Source organism: Pseudomonadota bacterium (genome assembly GCA_018823135.1).
Lineage (GTDB): Bacteria > Desulfobacterota > Desulfobulbia > Desulfobulbales > CALZHT01 > JAHJJF01.
Window position 1 is genome coordinate 1 of sequence record JAHJJF010000150.1, and the last position, 24,619, is coordinate 24,619.

16 protein-coding genes are annotated in these 24,619 nt (G+C 49.7%); 9 read left to right on the forward strand and 7 right to left on the reverse strand.

The window, feature by feature from the left end:
• The first annotated feature begins 244 nt into the window (after positions 1-244).
• The 7 genes from KKE17_15305 (at position 245) to KKE17_15335 (ending at position 11,976) form a co-directional block, all read left to right on the forward strand.
• Positions 245-496 (forward strand): DUF4212 domain-containing protein, encoded by a 252-nt coding sequence (locus tag KKE17_15305; protein ID MBU1711367.1) that lies wholly within the window; start codon positions 245-247, stop codon positions 494-496.
• A 228-nt stretch (positions 497-724) separates the two neighbouring features.
• Positions 725-2,500 carry a cation acetate symporter gene (locus KKE17_15310; GenBank protein MBU1711368.1) on the forward strand — a complete coding sequence of 592 codons (1,776 nt, stop codon included), beginning with the start codon at positions 725-727 and terminating at the stop codon, positions 2,498-2,500.
• 253 nt (positions 2,501-2,753) lie between these two features.
• Complete coding sequence (acs, locus tag KKE17_15315; protein ID MBU1711369.1) at positions 2,754-4,751, forward strand: acetate--CoA ligase; 1,998 nt, start codon at positions 2,754-2,756, stop codon at positions 4,749-4,751.
• Between the two features lie 321 nt (positions 4,752-5,072).
• On the forward strand, positions 5,073-6,143 hold the full coding sequence (locus KKE17_15320) for a hypothetical protein (protein MBU1711370.1): 1,071 nt from the start codon (positions 5,073-5,075) through the stop codon (positions 6,141-6,143).
• A 28-nt stretch (positions 6,144-6,171) separates the two neighbouring features.
• Positions 6,172-7,245, forward strand: coding sequence for a hypothetical protein (locus KKE17_15325; GenBank protein ID MBU1711371.1), 1,074 nt, complete (start codon positions 6,172-6,174; stop codon positions 7,243-7,245).
• A 27-nt stretch (positions 7,246-7,272) separates the two neighbouring features.
• Entirely contained in the window at positions 7,273-10,365 is a 3,093-nt protein-coding gene (locus KKE17_15330; protein MBU1711372.1) for a response regulator, read from the forward strand.
• A gap of 273 nt (positions 10,366-10,638) precedes the next feature.
• The gene (locus KKE17_15335; GenBank protein ID MBU1711373.1) at positions 10,639-11,976 is read left to right on the forward strand and encodes a sigma-54 dependent transcriptional regulator; all 1,338 of its coding nucleotides are present in this window, start codon (positions 10,639-10,641) and stop codon (positions 11,974-11,976) included.
• A gap of 106 nt (positions 11,977-12,082) precedes the next feature.
• On the opposite strand, the gene KKE17_15340 is transcribed toward KKE17_15335, so the two are convergent.
• From KKE17_15340 to KKE17_15365, 6 genes are all read right to left on the reverse strand, one after another.
• On the reverse strand, positions 12,083-12,595 hold the full coding sequence (locus KKE17_15340) for a hypothetical protein (GenBank protein MBU1711374.1): 513 nt from the start codon (positions 12,593-12,595) through the stop codon (positions 12,083-12,085).
• Positions 12,596-12,890: 295 nt separating this feature from the next.
• Entirely contained in the window at positions 12,891-13,229 is a 339-nt protein-coding gene (locus KKE17_15345; protein MBU1711375.1) for a P-II family nitrogen regulator, read from the reverse strand.
• Positions 13,216-16,737, reverse strand: a complete 3,522-nt coding sequence (locus KKE17_15350) for an efflux RND transporter permease subunit (protein MBU1711376.1) — start codon at positions 16,735-16,737, stop codon at positions 13,216-13,218. The genes KKE17_15345 and KKE17_15350 overlap by 14 nt, the downstream gene beginning before the upstream one ends.
• Before the next feature lie 16 nt (positions 16,738-16,753).
• A complete protein-coding gene (locus tag KKE17_15355; GenBank protein ID MBU1711377.1) occupies positions 16,754-18,238 on the reverse strand; it encodes an efflux RND transporter periplasmic adaptor subunit in 1,485 nt (494 codons plus the stop codon).
• Between the two features lies 1 nt (position 18,239).
• On the reverse strand, positions 18,240-19,847 hold the full coding sequence (locus KKE17_15360; GenBank protein MBU1711378.1) for a TolC family protein: 1,608 nt from the start codon (positions 19,845-19,847) through the stop codon (positions 18,240-18,242).
• A complete protein-coding gene (locus tag KKE17_15365) occupies positions 19,844-21,175 on the reverse strand; it encodes a TolC family protein (GenBank protein ID MBU1711379.1) in 1,332 nt (443 codons plus the stop codon). Before KKE17_15365 ends, KKE17_15360 begins: the two co-directional genes overlap by 4 nt.
• A gap of 520 nt (positions 21,176-21,695) precedes the next feature.
• Here KKE17_15365 and KKE17_15370 point away from each other — a divergent pair.
• Positions 21,696-22,187, forward strand: coding sequence for a heavy-metal-associated domain-containing protein (locus KKE17_15370; protein ID MBU1711380.1), 492 nt, complete (start codon positions 21,696-21,698; stop codon positions 22,185-22,187).
• Positions 22,188-22,368: 181 nt separating this feature from the next.
• A complete protein-coding gene (locus KKE17_15375) occupies positions 22,369-22,836 on the forward strand; it encodes a DUF2318 domain-containing protein (protein ID MBU1711381.1) in 468 nt (155 codons plus the stop codon).
• A 76-nt stretch (positions 22,837-22,912) separates the two neighbouring features.
• On the opposite strand, the gene KKE17_15380 is transcribed toward KKE17_15375, so the two are convergent.
• On the reverse strand, positions 22,913-24,619 hold a 1,707-nt coding region (locus KKE17_15380; protein ID MBU1711382.1), incomplete at its 5' end, for a hypothetical protein.

A 24,619-nucleotide genomic window follows, 5' to 3' on the forward strand; every position in this document is an offset into this window, starting at 1 on the left:
AAAAGCAATACACCACCAATACGCTAGAACGTTTCCAGAAATAAAATCGTGTAAGAATTATTCTTACGAAAAGATCAGAATTTCTCTGATTTCCAAGTCTGTCTCGGGAAACTATACTGGGAAGCTATAAATCCATATACCACAATGTGGTATTTAAGTATTAGTGCAATGGGGACATGATTTGACTCGTTCCCCGAAAGGTAGGAATTTTTTTATTAATCTTAGTGCGTAAAGGGGGCTACTTATGGGCAAGGATTTAAAGCAGTACTGGAGCAGAAATCTTAAGCTGATGGCGATTCTGCTGACAATATGGGCGATTGTTTCCTATGGTTGCGGCATTCTCTTTGTTGAACAGCTGAACACCATCAGAATCGGCGGCTTCCCTCTCGGGTTCTGGTTCGCACAGCAGGGATCGATTTACGTATTTGTGGTTTTGATCTTTGTCTATTACTTCGCAATGCAGAAACTGGATGAAGAATTTGATGTCCATGAGTAAGGCGATTTTTCCCCGATGCGAACAATCATCGTTGATGGCGTCGTGAAAAGTCCGATCTCCTGTGTCGTATCGGATCGCGAAATGCTCAACATACTCGCTGTATGCCTCCGCTTTCGCGACACCAATGACTCCGTGTATATCGAACTTTTAGCTTAGCCATCTGAAACGGTACGACAGACTAATCAACAGTCTGTCATAGTTTAACATTATTTAACAAGGAGAGAGGGTATGTCTATATTGGCCTGGACCTACATAATGGTAGGTCTTTCTTTCGGTTTATATCTCACCATTGCCTGGATATCCAGGGTAAACACCACAAAGGGTTTTTATGTCGCGGGAGCGGGTGTTTCTCCCTTGGCCAACGGTATGGCGACTGCCGCTGACTGGATGAGCGCCGCGTCATTTATTTCGATGGCCGGTCTTATCTCGTTTATGGGATACACCGGTTGTATTTATCTCATGGGCTGGACCGGCGGTTATGTGTTGCTGGCCCTTCTGCTTGCACCGTATCTTCGTAAATTCGGAAAATACACCGTGCCTGACTTTGTCGGCGACCGGTATTATTCCGATGTCGCCAGGGTTGTTGCGCTTATCTGTGCGATATTTGTTTCCTTTACATACGTTGCCGGTCAGATGCGCGGCGTCGGCATCGTTTTCAGCCGTTTTCTTGAGGTTGACGTCAATACCGGAGTTCTCATCGGTATGGGAATTGTATTCTTCTACGCCGGTCTTGGCGGTATGAAGGGCATCACCTATACGCAGGTTGCACAGTACTGCGTTTTGATCTTTGCCTATATTATTCCTGCGGTGGCAATTTCTCTGCAGATTACCGGCAACCCCATTCCGCAGCTCGGCTTCGGTGGAATGATCGAAGGCGGGGTTGATACCGGTAAGTATCTCCTCGATACTCTCAATGCCCTCAACACCGACCTGGGGTTTGCGGAATACACCAAACCTTTTGGTGCCGGGAACAAGTCGATGATCGACGTTTTCTGCATCACCTTCGCGTTGATGGTTGGTACGGCCGGTCTTCCCCATGTTATCGTCCGTTTCTACACCGTTCCCAACGTCCGCGGCGCCCGTTTGAGCGCTGGTTTTGCCCTGCTGTTTATCGCAATTCTCTACACCACGGCGCCTGCCGTTGCTTCTTTTGCCCGCTACAACATGATTAACACCATTAATGACAAGGCATACACCGAAGCGCCATCCTGGTTCAAAAACTGGGAAACTACCGGTTTGATCGCCTGGGTGGACAAAAATGATGACGGTGTCATTAATTATCGACCAGGAGATCCTTTTGCCGGCAAACCCAGTTTTACCGGTGAAAAAGGCGCCCTTGGTCAAGGACTGCTTTCCAATACACCCACTGACAAAGAAAATGAACTCTACATTGACCGGGACATCATGGTTCTCGCCAATCCGGAAATCGCCAATCTTCCGCCCTGGGTTATTGCTCTGGTTGCCGCCGGTGGACTTGCTGCGGCGCTTTCCACTGCATCAGGCCTGTTGCTGGTTATTTCCTCGTCAATAGCCCATGACCTGTATTACCGGCTGATCAACCGCGAGGCTACAGAGAAGCAGCGATTGCTGGTCGGGCGTGTAATGATTGGTATCGCAGTATGTATCGCAGGCTATTTCGGTATCAATCCCCCGGGATTTGTTGCCCAGGTGGTTGCCTTTGCATTCGGGCTTGCGGCTTCCTCCTTCTTCCCGATTATTGTTCTGGGTATTTTCTCCAAACGGACGAATAAGGAAGGAGCGATCTGCGGTATGGTGGCAGGTATTTCGTTTACCGCCTTCTATATCATTCAGCTCAAGTTCCTTGGCGTTGCGCCATGGTTTATAGGAATCAGCGCCGAAGGTATCGGTACCGTCGGTATGCTTATAAATTTTGCGGTTACCATGCTGGTCTCCCAGTTTACGCCACCTCCTCCCCAGGATGTCCAGGATCTCGTAGAGAGTATACGTTTTCCGCGCGGCGCCGGCGCTGGGATTGATCATTAACCGCAATTCTCCCCAATACCCTCAGTAACAGAAACGCGTGATCTCCTTCACGCGTTTCTGTTACTGGTCCTCAGGAATGTACTGCTGAGGAATTCATCAGTTTTTTCCCGGATAGGTTCGGGGAGAAAGATATCAGAAATTAATAATTTTTCTTGACCTGCGCGCAGTAACTCTCATACTAGGAATAGTGTGCTGGGGGTAGCACAGGTGAATGTTTTCCATTTCAACGAGCTTATAGGAGAGTGGAGGAATTATGAGTAAGAAACAAGATAATAATATTACCAGTCTTTCTACGGAGAAAAGGGTGTTTCAGCCACCCAAGCAAGGTCAGGACCAGGCCTGGGTGAAGAGCATGAAGGAGTACGACAAGCAGTATAAGCGCTCCATGAAGGATCCCGAAGGATACTGGGCTGACCGGACTGAAGAACTTATTACCTGGGACAAGAAATGGACAAAGGTTCTTGATGCTGATCTGCTTAAGCCTTCAATCAAGTGGTTTTCCGGCGGCAAACTCAATATATCGACAAACTGCCTTGACCGGCATCTTACGGACGGACGCCGCAATAAAGCCGCGATCATCTGGCAGGGTGAACCGGATGAAGATGTAAAGGTCTATACTTATCAGATGCTGCACACCCAGGTGTGCCGTTTTGCCAACGTGCTTAAGAAGATGGGGATCAAAAAGGGCGACCGTGTTGCGGTGTATCTGCCGATGATTCCTGAACTTGCCATCTCCCTTTTGGCCTGCACCCGAATCGGCGCCATCCACAGCGTCGTATTTGCCGGGTTCAGTTCCCAGAGCTTAAAAAGCAGGATCCAGGATTGTGAAGCAAAGGTCCTTATTACCTCGGATGCGGTTCTCCGCGCCGGAAAAACTATTCCTCTGAAACCCAGTGCCGATGATGCCCTGAAAGATTGCCCGACAGTAAAGGACTGTATCGTCGTCAAACGGGCCGGCAATGAAGTGCCAATGAAAAAAGGCCGTGACTCCTGGTGGCACGAAAACATGGCCGCCGAGGGAATTACCGATGTCTGCAAACCGGTGAGCATGGGAGCCGAGGATATAAGTTTTATCCTCTACACCAGCGGCAGTACCGGCAAGCCCAAGGGGGTTGTGCATACCACCGGCGGTTATCTGACCTATGCGGCCCATACCTGTCAGTGGGTGTTCGATCTCAAGGACAATGATGTCTACTGGTGTACCGCCGATATCGGCTGGATCACCGGTCATACCTATATTCTTTACGGGCCTCTGGCTCTTGGTGCTACTTCGGTGATGTTCGAAGGCGTGCCTTCCTATCCGGACCCATCGCGGTTCTGGCAGATTGTCGAGAAATTCAAGATCAATATTTTCTATACAGCCCCCACCGTTGTCCGTGCGCTGATGCGTGAAGGCACTCAGTGGACCAAGAAGCATGATCTTTCTTCTCTGCGCGTCCTTGGTTCGGTTGGCGAACCCATCAACCCCGAGGCCTGGATGTGGTACCATGAGTTTATCGGCAAAAAGAAACTGCCCATCGTTGATACCTGGTGGCAGACCGAGACCGGCGGTATCATGATTTCCGCGCTGCCCTATGCCACACCATTAAAGCCCGGTTCAGCAACCAGGCCGCTGCCGGGCATTGATGCCGCCATTGTCGATGAAAATGGCAAACCGGCCAAGATCGATGAGGGCGGACGTCTGGTTATTAAAAAGCCCTGGCCCGGCATGTTGCGCGGCGTCTACGGCGATCCAAAGCGTTTCAAGAAGGCCTATTTCGAGAGATTCCCAGGCATTTACGATCCGGAAGACGGCGCCCGTAAAGACAAGGACGGCTATTTCTGGATCATGGGACGTCTGGACGATGTCATTAATGTTTCCGGGCATCGGTTGGGAACGGCGGAAATCGAATCCGCTCTGGTTGCGCACCCCAAGGTGGCTGAAGCCGCTGTTGTCGGCGCGCCGCATGAAATCAAGGGGCAGACGATCTATGCTTACGTCAGTCTCAAGGCGGGGGTTGAAGCTAACGATGAACTCACGGCTGAGTTGCGCAAGCATGTGCGCGCCGAGATCGGACCGATAGCCACGCCGGAGTTTATTCAGTATGCCCCTGGATTACCAAAAACCCGAAGCGGCAAAATCATGCGCCGTATCCTGCGAAAGATCTCGGCCAAGCAGACTGATCCGGCGGATTTCGGTGATACCTCAACCCTGGCGGATCCCTCGGTTGTTGATGATCTTGTGGCCGGCAGCAAGAAAATTCTCAAATGATCTGATAATCCGGGATAATCCTCTTTCTTTTCTTTGGGCCGGGGCGGCTAGGCTGCCCCGGCCTTTTTTTATGGGTTTGAACTCATTTGTTGTGTGACATACATACTCAGAGAGTACATTTCTTGTCCGCTGGTACTTCACGAAGCTTTAAGTCAGCGGGCCATTTTTATATTTGATAATAGCGGGTTAATCAACTATTCTAGGAAAGGGTTAACATTCGGGGAAATTTCTATTGATATCTTAACGTTCCAGAAGATGAAAGTTTTGTTGTTTTGATCTGTCAATAACCGAGCAAATCAAAGGGATGTATTGAGGGAAGCTATGAAAACAAAAATTTTGCTGTTCCTGCTTGTGTTCGTTTTTTGCCTTTCATCAGTCACTTACGCCATTCCAAAAAAGAAAATCCTGATTGTCAGCAGTTATCACCGGGAGTATCTCTGGTCCCAGGAAACCAATGAAGGGCTGTGCGCAGGCTTTCTCAATTTCGGATATTTTGACAACAAAGAGCAGATCAGTAAATTTACCAGCGATGACATCATCGAGACCTCAGCCGCGATCATCAAAAAACTCTGGATGGACACGAAACGGAACAAGACAAAAGATGAACAGGCTCGAATAACCGTTGAATTCACAAACATGGCAAAAGAGTTCCAGCCCGACCTTATCATGCTGGGCGATGACAATGCCGCCCAGTATATCGGCGCCCAGTTCCTGGACAGCAGGATTCCCATCGTTTTCTGGGGGGTGAATAATACCCCGGTCAAATATGGCCTGGTTGACAGTTTGGAAAAACCGGGCCACAACGTTACCGGAATATACCAGACAGGCTATTATAAGGAAGGTCTGGAGTTTTTGAAAAAGATCAAGCCGCAGGCGAAAAAGTTTGCCATTTTGGCCGACAACACTTCATCCGGCCGGTCACATCTGAAAAAAATTGAATATTTCGCCCACCGGGGAGAACTGCCCCTTGAACTTGTTGAAACAGTCGATGTCGGCGATTTCGAAATCTGGAAGAAAAAAGCCCTTGATCTGCAGAATAAAGTGGATGCCTTTTTTCTGGCGCAATATACCGGGCTGAAGGACGGTAGCGGCAATCATGTATCCGCCGGAGAAGTGACCCAGTGGTATCTGGCAAATATAAAAATTCCGGAAGTCGCAGTACAGGGACAATTTGTCAAGCAGGGCATGTTATGCGCAGCGGATGACGGCGGCTACAACCAGGGATATGAGGCGGTTGTCATGGCTCATGATATTCTCGCAAAAGGCGCAGACCCGGCGATGTTTCCTCCTCGTACTCCAAAGCGCGGCGCATTGATGATCAATAAGCAGAGAGCCAAAGCACTGGGGATCACCCTCACGGATAAAATGGGGATTGAAGAGTTTATTGAATAGGAAGGAATTGATTATACGGAGAATAATCATGAGAAATAAATTACTTGCGATCCTGATTTCAGCATTCCTTGTTTTTTTCAATGCGATTCAATCCTCGGCTCAAGAGAAGAAGATTTTATTTATTGACAGTTATCATAAGGGATACGAATGGTCGCAAGATACGAATAAGGGTTTTTGTGATGCCATGCTGAAATTCGGCTACTTTGACAATGAAGCACAGATCAAGGAATTCATAGATAATGACCTGGTCAAGACGTCACGGTGTATTGTCAAAAAGCTGTGGATGGACACCAAGCGGAAAAGCAGCAAAGGTGAAATGGAAATGATCGGACTTGAAACATATAAATCGGCAAAAGAGTTCAATCCTGCCCTTATCTTTCTTGGAGATGACAATGCCGCCCAGTTTGTCGGGACAAAATTTCTCGACACGCAAACGCCGGTTGTTTTCTGGGGGCTCAATAACACCCCTTTGAAGTACGGCCTCGTCGACAGCATGGACAAACCCGGCCATAACGCCACCGGCGTGTATCAATCCGGGTATTACGTTGACTCTATAGCTCTTCTCATGAGAATAAAGCCGTCCATAAAACGAATTGCCGTGTTATCCGATGCGACTACTTCCGGAAGATCACACTACAAGGCTGTCGAACATCTCTTACGTTCAGGGAAAATATCTCTTGAGCTCGTTGAAACCGTAGCCACAAATTCCTTTGAGGAATGGAAGAACAAAGCCCTGGAGCTTCAACAGAGAGTCGATGCCTTTTTTATCGCCCAATATTCGGGATTAAAAGATAAAAACGGCGACCTGGTTCCCAATCATGAAGTGATGAGATGGTATCTTCAACATATTACCATCCCTGAGACCGCCGGGCTTGGACCATTCGTCAAACAGGGGATACTATGCGCGGCTGACGATTCAGGTTATAACCAAGGGTACGAAGCGGTTGTCTTGGCAAATGATATTCTGGCCAACGGCGCGGACCCGGCATCCACCCCACCCAGAACGCCTCGGAGAGGCAAATTGATGGTGAACGAAAGAAGAGCGAAAATGCTTGGAATCTCCATTTCAGAAGATATGGGCATCGAAGAAATTATCAACTAACAGGACAGCTTCAAATAGGTTTTTTCAATGACTGAAGAGAAAAGCCAGGGCTTATCCATTTTTCACAGGTTGCTCATAACCTTCGCGATTGTTGTAATTTCCCTGATCGGCACGTTATCGTTCGTCTTTTATTTTTTCAATAAAAAGACAATCGAAGAACACGCAAAAAACAATATCAGGAATGAATTCAACAAAACATTTTATTATTTCGAACATTCCATAAAAGACCCCCTCACCAAAGACCTCAATCTGTTGTCAAAAAATCCTCTGCTTGAAGAATATCTCATGGCGGCCCCCTTCACCCGCGAGGTGAGCGCCAGGGCTGTGGAAAGATTGTTCCAGCAATTTCTCAAATACGTCAAAAGTATTGAGAGCATTTCCTATGTTGACAACATGGGGATGGAAAAAATTCGTGTTTCAAGGAAGGGGCGTTTATCTGATTTCCGTAATTTGAGCGATTCAGCCCTCTTCAGGGAACTCGAATTATCGCAAGGTACGGATATTTATTTGACCCCCCCGCACATCAGGGATGGGGCCACGGTTTTTTCAATCGGTATAACCAAGATCGATCCTGATATCGGCATGTTCGGCGGCGCCATAATCGCCGAATACAATTTAAGCACTTTTTATGACCTGCTCGACAAGACAAATACTTTTGGTGAAAATCTCTTCTGGGTGTTTTCCTCTGATAATAAAGTACTTAAAGAACCTCGCATTTCTATGATGCGGCTTGACCCCCGCCCTTATCTTCCTGAGACGCATCAGAAAGACTTCATGGTTCTTGAAACAGACCGGGGCCTGGTTGTCTTTCAGGATCTCTTTATCAAGCCCGGTGAGCCGCTTCTCCGTGTCGGCGTCTGCATCCCTGAAGAGTTACTGCTGCAAGATATCAACAATACTCTCAAATTCTTCTACATCGTCTCCCTGCTTTTAATCCCGGTTATTTTTATTATTGTCTTCTTCGTTGCAAGACATTTTACCAACCCGATCGTAGCGCTGGTTGCCGCTGTTACAAAATTATCAAAAGGTGATGAAGCCGCTGCAGTGGAAATCGATGCGACCGGAGAAGTCAGGATGCTTGTTGACCGATTCAACCAGATGATCCTTGAGCTGAAAAGCACAACCGTGTCACGCGATTATGTTGATAAAATTATTAACACCATGCTCAACACCCTCATCGTGGTTTCAAGGGACGGCAAAATCCAAACCGTCAATGATGCAACTGCCATAATAACGGGATACACCGCCGAAGAACTCGTTGGAAAGCCTTTTGATTTGATCATTGCTAAAGAATCAAACCTCTCGCAGATCAGCTATCTTCTTCAACAGGATGAGATCAAGAATGAAGAAGTCATTTACCAATCAAAAAATGACAAACAGATCCACATGCTTTTTTCATGCAGGGTAATGAGGAATCCTCAAGGAGAAGTTCAGGGGGTTGTTTGTCTGGCTCAAGACATCACGGAACGCATTATTGCGGAACAGGAATTGAAGATGTTTGCCGAAAGACTTGAACTGGCCGCTGAAAGTAATAAGGCAATGGCCCTTAAAGCGGAAACGGCAAACAGGGCAAAAAGCGAATTTCTCGCTAATATGAGTCATGAGATTCGAACTCCCATGAACGCGATCATCGGTTTTACAGATATGCTGGTTGAGACAAAGCTAAACTCGAGCCAGTTTGATTTTTGTAAAATCATTAAGAACAGCGGCGAGGCCCTCCTGTCATTAATTAACGATATTCTTGATTTTTCTAAAGTTGAAGCTGGAGAGCTGTCATTTGAAGAAATTGAGTTCGACCCGGAACTCCTGGCCTATGATGTATGTGACCTCATTCATCCAAGGATAGGTTTGAAACCCGTTGAAATTCTCTGTCATGTCGGTGACAATCTCTCATCATTTGTCCTTGGAGACCCTGCCCGCTTCCGGCAAATCCTCACAAATCTGATGGGCAATGCGGTAAAATTTACCGACGCGGGAGAGATTGAACTTTCTTTGGATGTTGAAGAGGATGATGGTGAGCGGGTGAAAATCCATACTACAATCCGGGATACGGGAATCGGCATACCGAATGACCGGCTGGAAGGGATTTTCAGTCCGTTTCAACAGGCAGACGGTTCTACGACCAGAAAGTATGGCGGTACAGGCCTGGGGCTTACGATAAGTAAAAAATTATCCTCAAACATGGATGGAGACGTTTGGGCTGAAAGTGAAATCAATAAGGGGAGTAAATTTCATTTTACCGCGTGGCTCAAAAAGTCTGAACAGAAAAAGACTGTTCGGTACAATCCCACCCTTCTCAAAGGTAAAAAGGTTCTGATCGTTGATGACAATGATGCGAACCTCAGAATTCTCCGTCATAAATTGGAATTTATTGGTATGCTGGTGGTTGCATTGGACAACGGCAAAGATGTTGTATCGACCTTAATTAAGGAACAACAATCAGGAAATCCATTTGATCTCTGTATCTGCGATATACAGATGCCTGAAATGAGTGGATATGAAGCAGCAAAAGAAATCAGAAAACAAAAGGATCAATATTTACAAGATGTTCCTTTGATTGCTTTATCTTCACTCATGGATGCCAGAAAATGCGAAGACTCCGGATACAATGGATATTTGAGTAAGCCGGTTCGCAAAGAGAAACTTATTATGATGATTGGCAGAATGTTAGGAATTTCTGGAGTCGGCGGAGATCATGCTAAACTGGTTACCCGGCATTCTGTTCTCGAAGATTTAAAACACTCTGTCCGTATTCTTCTGGCTGAGGACAACGCGGTCAATCAGAAACTTGCGAAAATGATGCTTACCAAAGCCGGCTATGAAGTTGATGTTGCCAATAACGGCAAGGAGGCTGTTGATAAACTCTTTGCTGCACCTGAAGCTTATGACCTTATCTTTATGGACGTTCAAATGCCGCAGATGGACGGCTTTGAAGCCACAATAAAGATCCGGGAATCCGGCAATACCATACCGATTATTGCAATGACTGCCCACGCCATGAAAGGGGATCGGGAAAAATGTATCGATGTCGGAATGAACGACTATATCAGTAAACCCATCAAACGTGAAATCGTCTTCGCCGCCCTTGAGAAATGGGTCTTCAAATCGGCTATTCCGTAATTATTGTGTGCTTGAGAGTCTGAAGCGGCAGCTTTTGGTGATACCTCAACCCTGGCTGATCCCTCGGTTGTTGATGATCTTGTGGCCGGCGGCAAGAAAATTTTCAAGTCATCTGAGTTCTAAAATCTGTATGAAAAAGGGTCGGGGTTTTCCCCGGCCCTTTTTTTTGTGGGAGGATATGGATGTCATCGTGATTGACTCATCATCACGTCCTGTAGTAACTTCATGATATGCCTAAGATTCATCATAAAGAACAAACTCCCGGAAAATACAATGGCTGAACTGATATTGCTGATTGATGACGATGAGAGCCTGAGAAGGGTCACGGAGTATAATCTTACTTCCGACGGATTGAAGGTGATCACCGCTGCTTCCGGCAAAGAGGGCCTTGACAAATTCAAAGTCGCCTCTCCCGATCTGCTGATTACCGATGTCAAGCTTGGAGATATGAGCGGCCTTGATGTTCTGGAGCAGGTGAAAAAGGATTCTCCGGATACGCCGGTAATCGTCATTACTGCCTTCGGATCCATTGAAATGGCGGTTTCCGCCATGCAGCACGGCGCTTTTAACTTCATCACCAAACCCTTTGACCGCGATACCCTGCGGCTTTCCTGCCGAAAAGCCCTGGAGTTCGGCGCCCTTCGTTCCCGGAATCGGCTGCTTGCCGAAGAGGTCAACCGGCTTACCGGCACAGAAGGCATGGATACGGCAAATTCCGCCATGGCGGAGCTTCTGTCCACCGCCATCCGGGCGGCAAACAGCGAGGCATCGGTGCTGATCAGCGGCGATTCCGGCACCGGCAAAGAGGTTCTTGCCCGGTTGATCCATCAGAACAGTCCCAGAAGAAAAGGGCCGATGGTTGCGGTGAATTGCGCGGCAATCCCGGAAAACCTCATTGAAAGCGAATTGTTCGGCCATGTTAAGGGAGCTTTTACCGGGGCCGTGGCCAACAGAAAAGGACGGTTTCAGACCGCTTCCGGGGGGACTCTTTTTCTCGACGAGATCGGCGAGTTGAAAATGGACATGCAGGCGAAACTTCTGCGGGCGGTGCAGGAGCTGGTCATTGAATCGGTGGGTTCGGACCGCCCGGAAAAGGTTGATGTCAGGATAATTTCCGCTTCCAATAAAGATCTGCTTGCCGGGATTGGCAAAGGGGAATTCCGTGAAGATCTCTACTATCGCCTGGGGGTTATCCCTTTGCATATTCCGCCCCTTCGCGACCGAAAGGAGGATATCCCTTCCCTTGCCAACCATTTTCTCAAAAAAGCCGGTGCACCGCCTGACGTTGTTTTTACCAGGGAAGCGATGGCCGCCCTGATGCATTATAACTGGCCCGGCAATATCCGCGAACTGCAGAATATCGTCGAGAGAAGCTTTATCCTCAGAAAGGGGCAGGTGATCGATGCCCGGGATCTGCATCTCCAGACGGTTGTCAATAACGGATTGACGATTCCGGATATCCCGGATGAAGGCCTTTCCCTGGAAGAGGTGGAAAAAGGATTGATCCGCAAAGCCCTTGATAAAGCGGCAGGCAACAGATCGGAGGCCGCCAGATTATTAAAGATGCCCCGGCATGTGCTTATCTATCGACTGGAAAAATTCGGTCTTTGATGGCGGCGTAAAAAATAAATAGACAATCCCGCTGTTTTGTTTTTTCATTTTCAGCCTTCAGCCTTCAGCCTTCAGCCTTCAGCCTTCAGCCTTTGTGCCTGTACCTCTATTTCACTTCATAGCTGAAAACATTAACGAGCTTTGTGTCATCGGCGATGAGCTTTGTTTTGATCGTATAGCTCCCTTTTGCCGTGAAATCCACATCTGCACCAAATCCGCCGCCCATTCCCATGGTCATCGCCTTCTGAATGCTGCCGTTCGGAGAGGTGACCAGGTAACCGATCTTGGCGGATTCCATTGCCTTGCCGTGCGCATCGGTGACATACACCATGAGATGGTGGGACTTCATCTCAGCAGGGGCGCCCGAGTCTTTCATCCCGGCCATTTTTTCCTTCATGTCGATCACATGGTAGGTGAAGGTGAAGCCATCCTGTGCACTGGTGCCGATGAGTTCACCAACATGCTGGGAGTGGTCCATGGTGGCGTGTTTGTTATGGTCCATAGTGTCTTGGGCGCTGGGGGCCATATTGTGTTTGCTGTGATCCATTTCCATGGCAGATACCTGGCCTGCCAATGCAAAGAATATCAGGGTAAGTGTGGTGATGATTGATTTGTTCATTGTTGTCTCCTTTAGGAAATAATGGATTGTTAATTGGTCTGATTTTAAGGTTTAGCCTCCGCCTTTCAGGCGGATAGTTTTAGCCAGTGGTTGATTTTTTTGAATATCGAATGTCGAACAGATAATAATGAATATTGAAGGGCGGAAGATTTATTAATTGAGAAAGTACATCGCTTCGATATTCGATGTTCCGTGTTCGATATTGTCCTCAAACAATACATCGGACGATTGACACTGCGGTTCATGTCGGTCTGAAACCGGAAAATGCCGGTATTGCCGGGCTTTCAGTTCGCAATCACAGCGCCTCAATGCTTTCAGCTGCAGTCCTGATTTTCACCACCCGGTTGAGGTTGGCAACCGAGATAATCCCGTCGCCGGGTTTGCCGGTATGCGCCGCCTTTCTGATGGTCTCGACAATCATTGCCTCCTGGCGGTCCGAACAGATGACCTCGAGTTTTACCATGCGGTTGACGCTCCGCCCGAATTCAAGGTTCACCGTGGAATCATCGGCGTCGATATTGGGGCCCACTGCAAAAACACAGGTGAGGGTGGCATTGTTGATCCCGGACTCATGGAGGGCGGAAAGGACCTCGTCGGTGCGCGGCGTGCGGATATATGCCTTAATCTCTTTCATGATCAACCTCCTGGGGCAAAGGTGAACTGGACGCGCCGTTTTTCTGTAATTCCCGGCGTTTCCAGATATCGTAGATCGCCGGAATGATCACCAGGGTAAGGATGGTGGAAGAGATCAGTCCGCCCACCATGGGGGAGGCGATTCGCTTCATGACTTCCGAACCGGTTTCCGTGCCGGTCATAACCGGCAGCAGACCGATGAGGGTGGTGGAGACGGTCATCAGTTTCGGCCGCACCCTTTCAGCGGCGCCTTCAATAATTGCTTCATGGATATCATTGAAATTGTTGATCTGGCCGTGGGACTTGCGGCGCTTATAGGCTTCATCGAGATAGACCAGCATGACCACCCCGGTTTCCGCAGCAAGCCCTGACAGGGCAATGAAACCGACAACCACTGCAACGGAAATATTGTAATTCAGGAAATACAGCAGCCAGATGCCGCCCACCAGTGCAAAAGGCAGGCTGATCATGACGATTCCCGCTTCGATGATATTTTTAAAATGAATAAAGAGGAGGATGAAGATGATCGCCAGGGTCAGCGGCACGATGACATTCAAGGTTTTCCGCGCCTTTTCCATGTATTCGTATTGACCGGACCAGATCATCGAATAGCCCGGGGGAAGTTGAATTTTGCTGTCGATTATTTTTTTTGCCCGGGCGACATAAGAGCCCACATCAATTCCCTTGAGATCCACATAGATCCATGCTGTCTGCCTTGAGTTTTCACTCTTGATCGCTGCCGGTCCTTTATGGACATAAAGGTCGGTAAGCTGGATAAGCGGCACATGGGCGCCGGTGGGGGTCGGAACCAGTACCCTTTTGAGTTGTTCGAGATCGTCTCTGAGCTCGCGGTTATACCGGAGATTCACCGGATAACGCTCAAGCCCTTCAACGGTATAGGTGACATTCATGCCGCCGATGGCCGTCATGATCACATCCTGCACGTCGGCCACCGACAGGCCGTAACGGGCGATCTCCGGTCGGTTTATCACAAAATCGATATAATTGCCGCCGGTGACGCGCTCTGAATAGGCGGAGAGGGTGCCGGGAATATCGCGGGCAATGGCCTCGATGCGGGCACCGATATCCGATAGCGTCTCCAGGTCCGGCCCCATGAGCTTGATACCCACGGGTGTTTTTATACCGGTGGAAAGCATGTCGATCCTGGTTTTGATCGGCATTGTCCAGGCATTGGTAAGCCCCGGGAAACGGATTGCCGCATTGAGATCATCCACCAGTTCATCAGTGGTGATGTAACGGTCTTCAGCCCAGACCAGGGTGAAGGGTTTTTTAAGCAACTCCGGCCAGCTTGAAAAGAATCGGTGGATTTGCTTTTTGCGCCATTCATGGAGAATTTTTCCATTTCTGACCTCCGGCCAGAGGAGCTGCAGCGGGGCCTTGAGCCATCCTGGCCAGGCTGAAAAAAACCGGTCAACGGTAATTTGCTCATACTCCACCTGCGGTCTCAAGGTGATGATTGTTTCAATCATTGAAAGCGGCGCGGGATCGGTGGCAGTTTCGGCGCGGCCGATTTTTCCAAGGGTGCTTTTCACTTCCGGAAAACTCTGGATGATCTTGTCGGTCTGCTGGAGCAGTTCCTTTGCCTTGGTGATGGAGATGCCGGGCAGCGTCGTCGGCATATAGAGCAGGTCGCCTTCATTCAGCGGCGGCATGAATTCCGTGCCCAGTTTCGCAAGTGGGATCCACGAGAGCAGCACCACGAGGAGCGCGACGAGGATTGTCGTTTTGCGCCATTTGAGGACAAGTTTTATAAATGGCACATAGAGGGTGATAAAAAAATTGCTTACCGGATTTTTATGCTCAGGAAGAATTTTCTGGGGGAAGAGGCAGATCGCGGCAAAGGCCGAGACAAAGAATGCCGCAAACAGGCTCCAGTCCGGCATTGCAAGACCGGATATGCCGCCGAGGATCACAAGCCCCGGCGGGCCTGCAATGGCGCCAATCCAGGTCAGTTTTCTTTGTCGTTCGCTTAAATTTCTCGGCAGGGTGCGGTTTCTCACAAAAAAGGTCATGAGCACCGGCACGATGGTTATCGCCAGAATCGCCGAGCCCGCCATGGCAAAGGTTTTTGTGTAGGCCAGGGGTTTGAAAAGACGGCCGGACTGCTCTTGCAGGCTGAACACCGGCAGGAAGGACACGGTGATAATCAGCAGGCTGTAGAATAATGCCGGGCCGACTTCTTTTGCGGAGCGGATAATTGTTTCCACATGATTGCGGCCGCACTGGTCTTTTTCCAGATGCTTATGGGCGTTTTCAACAAGAACAACCGAGGCGTCCACCATGACCCCGATGGCAATGGCAATGCCGCCAAGGCTCATGATTGTGGCGTTGATGCCGAGGAAATACATCGCCAGAAACGACATGAGAATACCCACCGGCAGGGTGAAAATCGCCACAAAGGCAGAGCGGAAATGAAGCAGAAAAATAATACAGATAAGCGCCACGACGATCATTTCTTCAAGAAGCTTGGTTTTGAGGGTGTCGATTGCCCGCAGGATAAGTCCGGAGCGGTCATAGCCGGTTTCGATTATCACCCCTTCCGGCAGACCCTTCTCAAGTTCCTTGAGCCGCTTTTTGACGTTTTTTATGACTTCAAGGGCGTTTTCGCCGAATCGCATGACAACAATGCCGCCCACCGATTCCCCTTCGCCGTTCCATTCGAGAATGCCGCGCCGCAGTTCAGGGCCCAGATGGATGTCTGCAATGTTTTTCATCAGCACCGGCGTGCCGTTGGTATCAATGCCCACCGCTATATTTCCAATGTCGGCCAGCGAGGAGATATAGCCGCGGCCGCGGACCATGAATTCGGTTTCCCCCATTTCCATGAGCTTGCCGCCGACATCGGCATTTGACCGTTTAAGGGCAGTTTTCACTTTACTGATGGACAGGTCATAGGCAAGGAGTTTGGACGGATCCACCTCAACCTGATACTGTTTCACATAGCCGCCGATGCTTGCCACCTCGGAAACTCCGGGTACGGCGGTGAGTTCATAACGCAGGTACCAGTCCTGAAGACTGCGCAGGGTCTGCAGATCCTGTTTGCCGCTGGTGTCCTTCAGGGTGTACTCAAAGACCCAGCCGACGCCGGTGGCATCCGGCCCAAGGCTGGGATTGACCCCGTCTGGAAGCCTGCCTGAGACAAAATTCAGATATTCCAGCACCCTTGATCGGGCCCAGTAGAGGTCGGTGCCATCCTCAAAAATGATATAGACAAAGGATATGCCGAAGAACGAATAACCCCGCACCGCCTTGGCAAAAGGCACGGAAAGCATGGCGGTGGTAAGCGGGTAAGTTACCTGGTCTTCCACAACCCGTGGGGCCTGGCCTGGATATTCCGTATAGATGATCACCTGCACGTCGGAGAGATCCGGGATGGCGTCAAGGGGGGTGTTGAGCATGGCAATAACGCCGGCCACGGTGACGAAGAAGGTTGCAAGGATCACCATCAGGCGGTTATTGATCGACCATTCGATTATTTTTTCTATCACGATTGCGTCCTAGATTTTATTGCATATCATTGAAGAAATCGTCTTTATCCGGTTTCTCTGCAGCAGGTTTTGAACCGATTTTTTCGGAAAGCATTTTTTCCACCGCTTCCTTGAGCTTTGATTCGGAGTCCAGCAGAAACTGCCCGGAGGTGACAACCTCTTCGCCTTCGGCAACTCCGGTGAGGACCTGGACATTGCCGTTATCCAGGGCAAGTCCCAGGGTCACATCGCGGGGGGTGAATTTGCCGTCGCCGCGGGTGACAAAGACAAGATTCCGCTCTCCGGAGCGGATCACCGCCTCCGAGGGGATGATCAGGCCGGTGCCCATGGTGCCGACCTTGATGCGGACATCCGCATACATATCCGGTTTAAGGACCTTTTGGGGATTGTCAAATTCAAGGCGCAGTACGACGTCCCTGGTTTTTTTCTGCAGGTAGGGATAAATGTAAGTGATGCTGCCGCGATAGATTTCGCCCGGCTGATACGGCAGGGTCATTTCTGTTTCCTGGCCGACCTTGACCCAGGGGAGTTCGTACTCGAAAATATGTGCCTCCACCCAGATGCCTTTGAGGTCGGCTATTACGTATACCGGCGCGCCGGGTTTGATAAGGGTGCCGGCAACGGCATTATTGGTGATCACTACGCCACGGTATGGAGAACTGATCGTGACGGTTTTTCCCACCTTGCCGGTCTGTTCAATCTGTTTGATGCGTTCCAGTGGCACATCAAAGTACAAAAGGCGCTTGCGGGCCGAATTGAGGAGACTCTGGTTGTCCGTGCCGGGCAGACCGCTCAGCATCTGATATGCCGCAAGGTATTCTTCCTGGGCGGTAAGCAGTTCCGGTGCATAGACATCAAAAAGCGCCTGGCCTTTTTCAACCTGCTGACCGGTGAAACCCACATGGACCTTTTCGATCCACCCGGAGAATTTTGGATTTATCTGGCTGGTCTTGGTTTCGTCATAGGTAATATGTCCGTATGTCCGGAGAGTCCTTGCCAGAATGTCTTTCCTGACCAGCTGGGTGCGGATCCCCATATTCTGCTGGGTTACCGGGTCGATTTTGACCGTGACGCCGCTGACAACTTCGTCCTCATAAACCGGCACCAGATCCATGCCCATGTTGCTCTTTCCTGGTTTGTCGTAAATTTCCATGGGGTTCATCGGCGCGCGATAGTAGAGGATTTTTCGCTCCTGTGATCCTTCATCATCCGAAGAAGTGCTTTTCATCGGGGTGAGATCCATATTGCAGATGGGGCACAGGCCCGGTTCTTCAGAAACAATCCAGGGGTGCATGCCGCAGGTATAGAGTTGTTTGATTTCGGATTCAGTGTCGTGCTCATGGCCTTGATCACTGCCTGCTTTTGAGGCGGTTTTTTCGGAGGTGTCCCGGGTTATGAAACCGGCAAGATACGCAGTGGAATACCCCACGAACAAAGCCAGGGCCACGGCGATGATGATCTGTATTCTGCTATATTTAGAAGGAGCCTGCTTTTCCGTCATATTATTCTCCCGGGGTTTCCGATTGTTTGCCCGTTGTAATGTCTGAAGGGTTTTCTTTCAGGGGAATGGACTTCCCTGCCGCTTCCTCAAGCTCGGCAAATGCTATGCTTGCGTCTTTTCTTTTGTTTTCCGAGGCGAGTCTGGTGCTGATCCAGTTGAAATAGCTGGCTGCCATCTTTCCAAAGGGGATCTTGCCGGACTGGTAACTGCTTTGGGCAACGTCAAGGGCGGCTCTGGAAAGAGCCGTGAGGCTTTCGGCGTACAGCTTGTATTCGCGTAAATTCTGATCAAAAACCGACCATTTGTTCCGGACAAGCGTTCTGGTTTTGCCCTGGATGTCTGTCAGCGTATGGCGATTGGCAGCAAGATCCAGGCGCAATTGCCTGAGATAGGAATCATTGCTGCCAAACCAGGGGTTCACCGGCAATCCTGCCCCTTGCGCCGCCATGGTTTTAACCGGAAAGGCATCCTGGCTGGCCTGGCTGCCGGTCTTCATGACAGGATTGTTTTCATACAGGGAGAGATTGAGGGTGAAAGGCGCCAGGGTCATGGTTTCGCCCATCTCCAGCATCTTTTCCATTTTGGCGATCATCGCCTTGAGTTTGACGATTTCCTGTCTCCGGGCCAGGGCGCTTTGCACAAGAGGCTCAATCGCGACTGTTTCCCTGATCTCCTGCGTGGCAAGAGGGGCAGCGATTGCACTGCCGGCGCGAAGATCAAGGAGCTCGCGGATTTCGGTTTCAATGTTTTTTTGAACTTCAAGGATGGTCAGCAGCTCCTGGTCGATGATTTCTTTTTTTATCCTGGCATCGATGAGTTCTGTAAATTCCGCCTTGCCCGTTTCATAGCTGCTGACGGTTATTTTTTCAAGGCGTACGGTGATCTCGGCCTTTTCTTTGAGGAGTTCACCTGCCTGGTGATTAAAGACCAGATTCCAAAAGGCCTTTCTCATCCTGGTGATCATGCTGCGCCTGGTGATTTCCAGATTCAGGCTTTCCACCAGAATGTCCTGGTTGACAATTTCTCCTTTCAGGGCAACCACCCCCGGAAAGGGAAAGCTCATTTTGACTGACTGGTTGTTTTTCATAGGGCCGATGCCCGAGTTTATTGCATAGCTTGCGTATTGTTTAAGGATTTCGTCCACCGCAGTAACCTGGCTGTATTTCTCAATGGCGGCGAGGAGCTGGTTGAAGGATGCTTTTATTGCAGGATTTCTCAGAAGCACCAGTAACTCCATCTCCTGTAATGAAAAGGGGGAGGCGATGATTCTTTCGGTAAAGGCAGGGTCTGTCCGGGCCTTGGCCAGGCGCAGGAGGTCGGCGCGGTCCGGGCGATAAAACAGGTTGTCGCCGTCAAAAGAATTAACCGCCTCCTGCCATTGGCTTTGTATTTTTTGCAGCTGTTGCACCGCGTCGTTGAAGGCGGTGTCCGGCTGGGTCGCTTCCGGGGTTTGCGCTGATTTTTCAATACTGGAATGGTACAGTGCCGGAGGGTCGTACTCCTCAATTTCCCTCTGGAAATCACCGTATCCCGCCCGGGCCTCCAAAGGCACGAGACAGAAAATTACCAGGAGCAGGGGGTGAAGATATGATGAATAGGTGCCGGTCATGGTGTTGACTCTCTGGCCTTGTCAGTGAGGCTGCGGCCGGTGAGTTTTTCAAGTTGGGCCAGGTATTTGCCGTAGTCAGCCGAAGCCCTGGCCAGGGCAAGCTGAAAATTATAATAGGTGGCCTGGGCTTCAAGATAATCGGTAAAGGTGCCTTTGCCCTGGCGGTTCCAGGTCTCGGAGATTTCAACAGAACGAAGAGCCTGGGGGATGAGTTGATCCCGATAGAGAGTTACGAGGCGCAGGGAATTATTCAGCCGGAAAAAGCTGTTGCGCACCTGGACATGGGTATCATTCTGCTGATTTTTATGAAGCGCCCTGGCCCTGGCCACTTCCGCCCGCGCTTTAAGGGATCTGCCGCGACTTTTGCCGAACCAGAGGGGGATGGATATGCCCGCCTGGATTCCCACCGCATCGCGCCCTGCATCGGTCACGGTCATTCCTTCCGGTTCGCCGATTCCTGCATAGAAAAGACCCAGTTTGAAATTCGGCAGATTCTGGAAGGTGGAGAGGGTTTTTCCGGCCTCGGCCTTATCCAGCATGGCTTTGGAGATTTTCAGTTCTTCACGGTTGTCGTCGGCAAGGGCGCTGATTTCATCAAGGGTGAACAGGATCGGGCTGATGGGCGGCGGCTCAAGTCTGCCGATCACCGCATCGGGGGCTCGATCCAGAAGGGCGTTGAGCCGGGCTGATTCGGTCTGTTCGAGCTCATCCAGCAGAATAACATCATACCCCAGCTGCGCCTCCTGGGATTGAATCTTGAGGATGTCCGATAATGCCGCCTGGTTATTGGCGTAATCCGTCCCGCCGATATCTTTGAGATGGCTGATCAGTCGAGAGTTGTTGTCGGCGATTTCCTTTGCCGCGCGGATATAGACCAACTCATGATACGATTCGCGGATCTGGGCAATGAGATCCCGGACCGCCTTGTCCAGGTTGAGGTGCGCAATCCGGATGTCGGCCTCGATCACATTGCCCTTTGCCGAGAGTTGTCCTGGAAAAGGGATTTCCTGGGAGAGCTGGGCGTTCCAGTCCTGGGGGCCAAGTCGGGTCTCAATGGGATCAGGGAAATAGGTGAGCATGAGTTGCGGATCAGGATAGGCGGTATCAATACGATATTTTTCAACCTCGGCTTCCCATGCCTTCCGGTAAGAGTCCACTGTGGGATTTGTTTTGTAGGCGTAAGTAATAAGGTCGGCCAGCGCCGGATTCTGGGCAATTATTGCTTCGTCGCGGTTGGCCGACGGCAACTCCTCAGAGACGGCAGAGTACGGCTGAAGCAAGAAAGCAAGGCAGGTAGTTATCAGGATGAAAATCTTTTTAGCAATCATTTTCACTTAATTCCAAACGGTTAAGCGCGTTTTTCCTGCAGGCATCAGTAAAGTTTATTTCAGTTAATTGAAGGTACATGTTTTTTACGGAAAAAGTACATAGAATTTCTTTTTTTCTAGAATAGAGCAAGGAGCATGCCAGAGAGTGGAGCTGATAGTCTCCTGAAGGGTCAAGGCCTGAGCTGTTTCCATAAGATTTCAACTGGTTAACGGCTGAACAGGCCTCAGGCAGTTGTTTTTTACGGGTCGGTAAAGCTGTCGGAAACAGTCAAGGGCAGGGATGTCTATCCGTCAAGCAGGGGATGGAGTGAAGAATATTCTTTAATGCTGTGAAGAATATTCTTCATTCGGGGCAGCCCGGAAAGCAATCAATCCATAGGGGTAATTTTTATGAGAAGGCTGGTAACAGGCGGTGGAGGAAGATTCATGGATTAAATGACCATGGCACATTCCTTGCTCATATAATAATCGGGTCACAAGAATATAGAATTTCAATCCGCTGGACTTTTGAGGTGAAACAATGCAAAAGCCACATACCAACAAACTACCTTTTTTTGTACTGCTTTTTCTGCTGGTGATGGCGACTTCATCAGTGCATGCCGAAAACAGGATCAGGACCCTTCTGAATGTGCAAAATCTTTCCTGCGGGTCATGTCTTAACAGGATTCAAGTGGTGCTTGAAAGCCTTGATGGTTTTCTTGGAATGAATGCAGATCTCGGGACCGGCAGGGTTGCGGTTGTCCATGAAGCAGTTCTTTCCGGTGCAGAAATAGCAGCCACTATAACCGCTCTGGGGTATCCGGCCTCGGTATTCAGCAGTGCCATCAGCGGGATAGAAAACTCCGGGCCATTGACTGTGGCTCAGGAGACTTCTGCCTCGGCACAATTGCCAGAAGATAATGGTGCCGACCCGGGATGTTCCGGTGGTCGTGGTTGCGGGTCAGCCTGCGGTGCCAGTTCATCGTCCTGGCAGAAGCTTTATGATAAATATTTCGGGAGCAGGAAAAAGTAATTCTGATTACCATCGAACTTCAGCTTAAAACGTATTGATGACATTCCGACGCCGGGTGCATTATGGGCGCAGGATTCTAACCATCCACAGTATCCGATTGATTTTTTGACCTTGCAACTCACATAATGAAATCGGTCGTTGTTCGGGCCGGAAAAAAGCCTGGAGGTTCGTCTTCGTGAAAATTGATCCAACAGGAAAAAATAAAGTGAGCGGATTGATTATTACGGCGTTTTTTTGGCTGATTTCAGGGTTGTTGCTTCATGGCTGCGGCGGCAACACTCTCACTCCTGAAAAGGGTTTTGTGGAAATACCCCTTACAAAGATCAATGACGGCAAAGCGCATTATTTTAAGGTCAGGGCTGATGGCGGGATCATGGTGACTTTCTTTGTCCTGAAAACTGCGGACGGAGTGTTTCGGGCGGCAATTGATTCCTGCGATGTCTGCTATGAGTCCGGCAAAGGGTATGTTCAGGAAGGCGATTACATGGTCTGTGTCAACTGCGGCCAGAAATTTGCATCAGACAAGATCAATGTCATTAAGGGCGGGTGCAATCCGGCACCTCTGGCAAGGGAGATTGTCGGCGATAATCTGCTGATTTCAATGCAGACCATTAACTCCAACAGCTGGTATTGCCGTTTTAAATCGTAACGGTTGCCGAGCAGTGCCCGGAATGATCTCTCGCAATTTTGAGATCGGTCCGGTTTGGGTAATCCCCAATAAGACCCTACGAACGGGACAGGAGTTTCCTGATCCCCTTCCCAATGTCTTTAATGCCGCCTTCTTCCTCCTGGGCGTGCCATTGTCTGGAATCGCTGTCTTTTTCAACCAGGCCGGCAAGTTGATTGACAAAATCACTTAAGCGCCCGGCCTGTTCTTTAATTTCGTGGGACGAGGCTGCCGCTTCTTCGGCATTGGCCGCGGTCTGCTGGGTTACCTTGTCAATTTCTGACATGGCTACGGTGACCTGCTCAATGCCTTTTGCCTGTTCTCCCGAGGCTGCTGATATTTCACCCACCAGGGCGCTTGCTTTTTTGGCGCTTTCGGAAACCTGTTGAAACTCTCCAGATGTGATGTTGACCAGATCCGAGCCTTCCTTAACCCTGGAACCGGTTTGTTCAAGGAGTTCGGCGGTATTCTTCGCGGCCTCAGCCGCCCGCATCGCAAGGTTTCTTACCTCATCGGCAACCACGGCAAACCCCGCACCTGCTTCGCCGGCGCGCGCCGCTTCAACGGCTGCGTTTAACGCCAGCAGGTTGGTTTGAAAGGCAATCTCATCAATGGTTTTGACGATTTTTTTGGTTTCATTGCTCGCTTCAAGGATTTTTTGCATGGATCCCGTCAGTTGGGACATGGAAGTATTGGCCTTTTCTGCCAGGGTGGCGGCCTCGCCGGTCAGGGTATTTGCCTGGTTTGAGTTCTCGGCGTTTTGTTTGATCATGGCTGAAACTTCTTCAAGGGTGGCCGAGGTTTCTTCAAGAGCTGAGGCCTGTTCGGAAGCGCCTTCGGCAAGAGACTGGCTCCCCGCCTCAAGCTCCGAGGAGCTTGCTGAAACATGTTGGGCGCTTTCATCAAGCCCCATGATTACCTTGCGAATGGGGTTGGTGATGGTTTTAATCACCAGCCAGAGAAGAATCAGGGCAACGAGCAGAGATGCTCCGGCAACTGCCACCATGGAAACCTGCAGTTTTTTCAATACTGCATAGAGCGCTGATTTTTTGATTCCCAGATGTACGGTCCAGTCAAGGCCCTGGACATTTCCTCGAACAACTTCCCAGTCGGAAAGCTTATTCTTGGCAAGGGCCTGAACCGTTGCCGGGTCGGTATCTTTCGGACTGGCAATAATCGTCCCGGTGGGGTCGGTCAGCAGGCAGGTCATGCCGGATTTTGCAAAATTTGCGATTGTTTTTTCAAGATGGTCTTTTATTGGAAAATAGAGCCAGAGAATTCCCTCCAGGGTATTTTCCACAACCAGAGGGCTTGCGGCAAGAATCGTCCAGCCGTGATCCTTGGTGTTCACAGCCTTGATGACCAGTTCCGGCCAGTCGCCTTTTGGGGCGTTCACAAGGGATGAAAGGTCGAGAATTTCCTGGAAACTGTCGTAATCTTCCACTCTGGTTCCGTTGTTTATCTGTAAGAATCCTTTCCCTTTTGTAGTGGAGAGCTGGATTCTGGCGTATTGGGGTTTTGCTTTGTTTACCTGAATATAAAAGGCTTCCAGTGCACCGATGGTGCTGCTCATTTCGTCACTGTCTTCAAATATCTTGGCCGTAAAATAATTTTCAATGGCCTTGTGCGCTTTGAGGGTCGCCAGATCACCGGAGATGCCTTTTAAGATGTCATCCTGGTCGGCGATGGTGTTTTCCAGGCCGTAGTTCATATTGTTGACGGCGGATTTCCCCAACTCTTTTCCCACCATGAGATTGCTGATCCC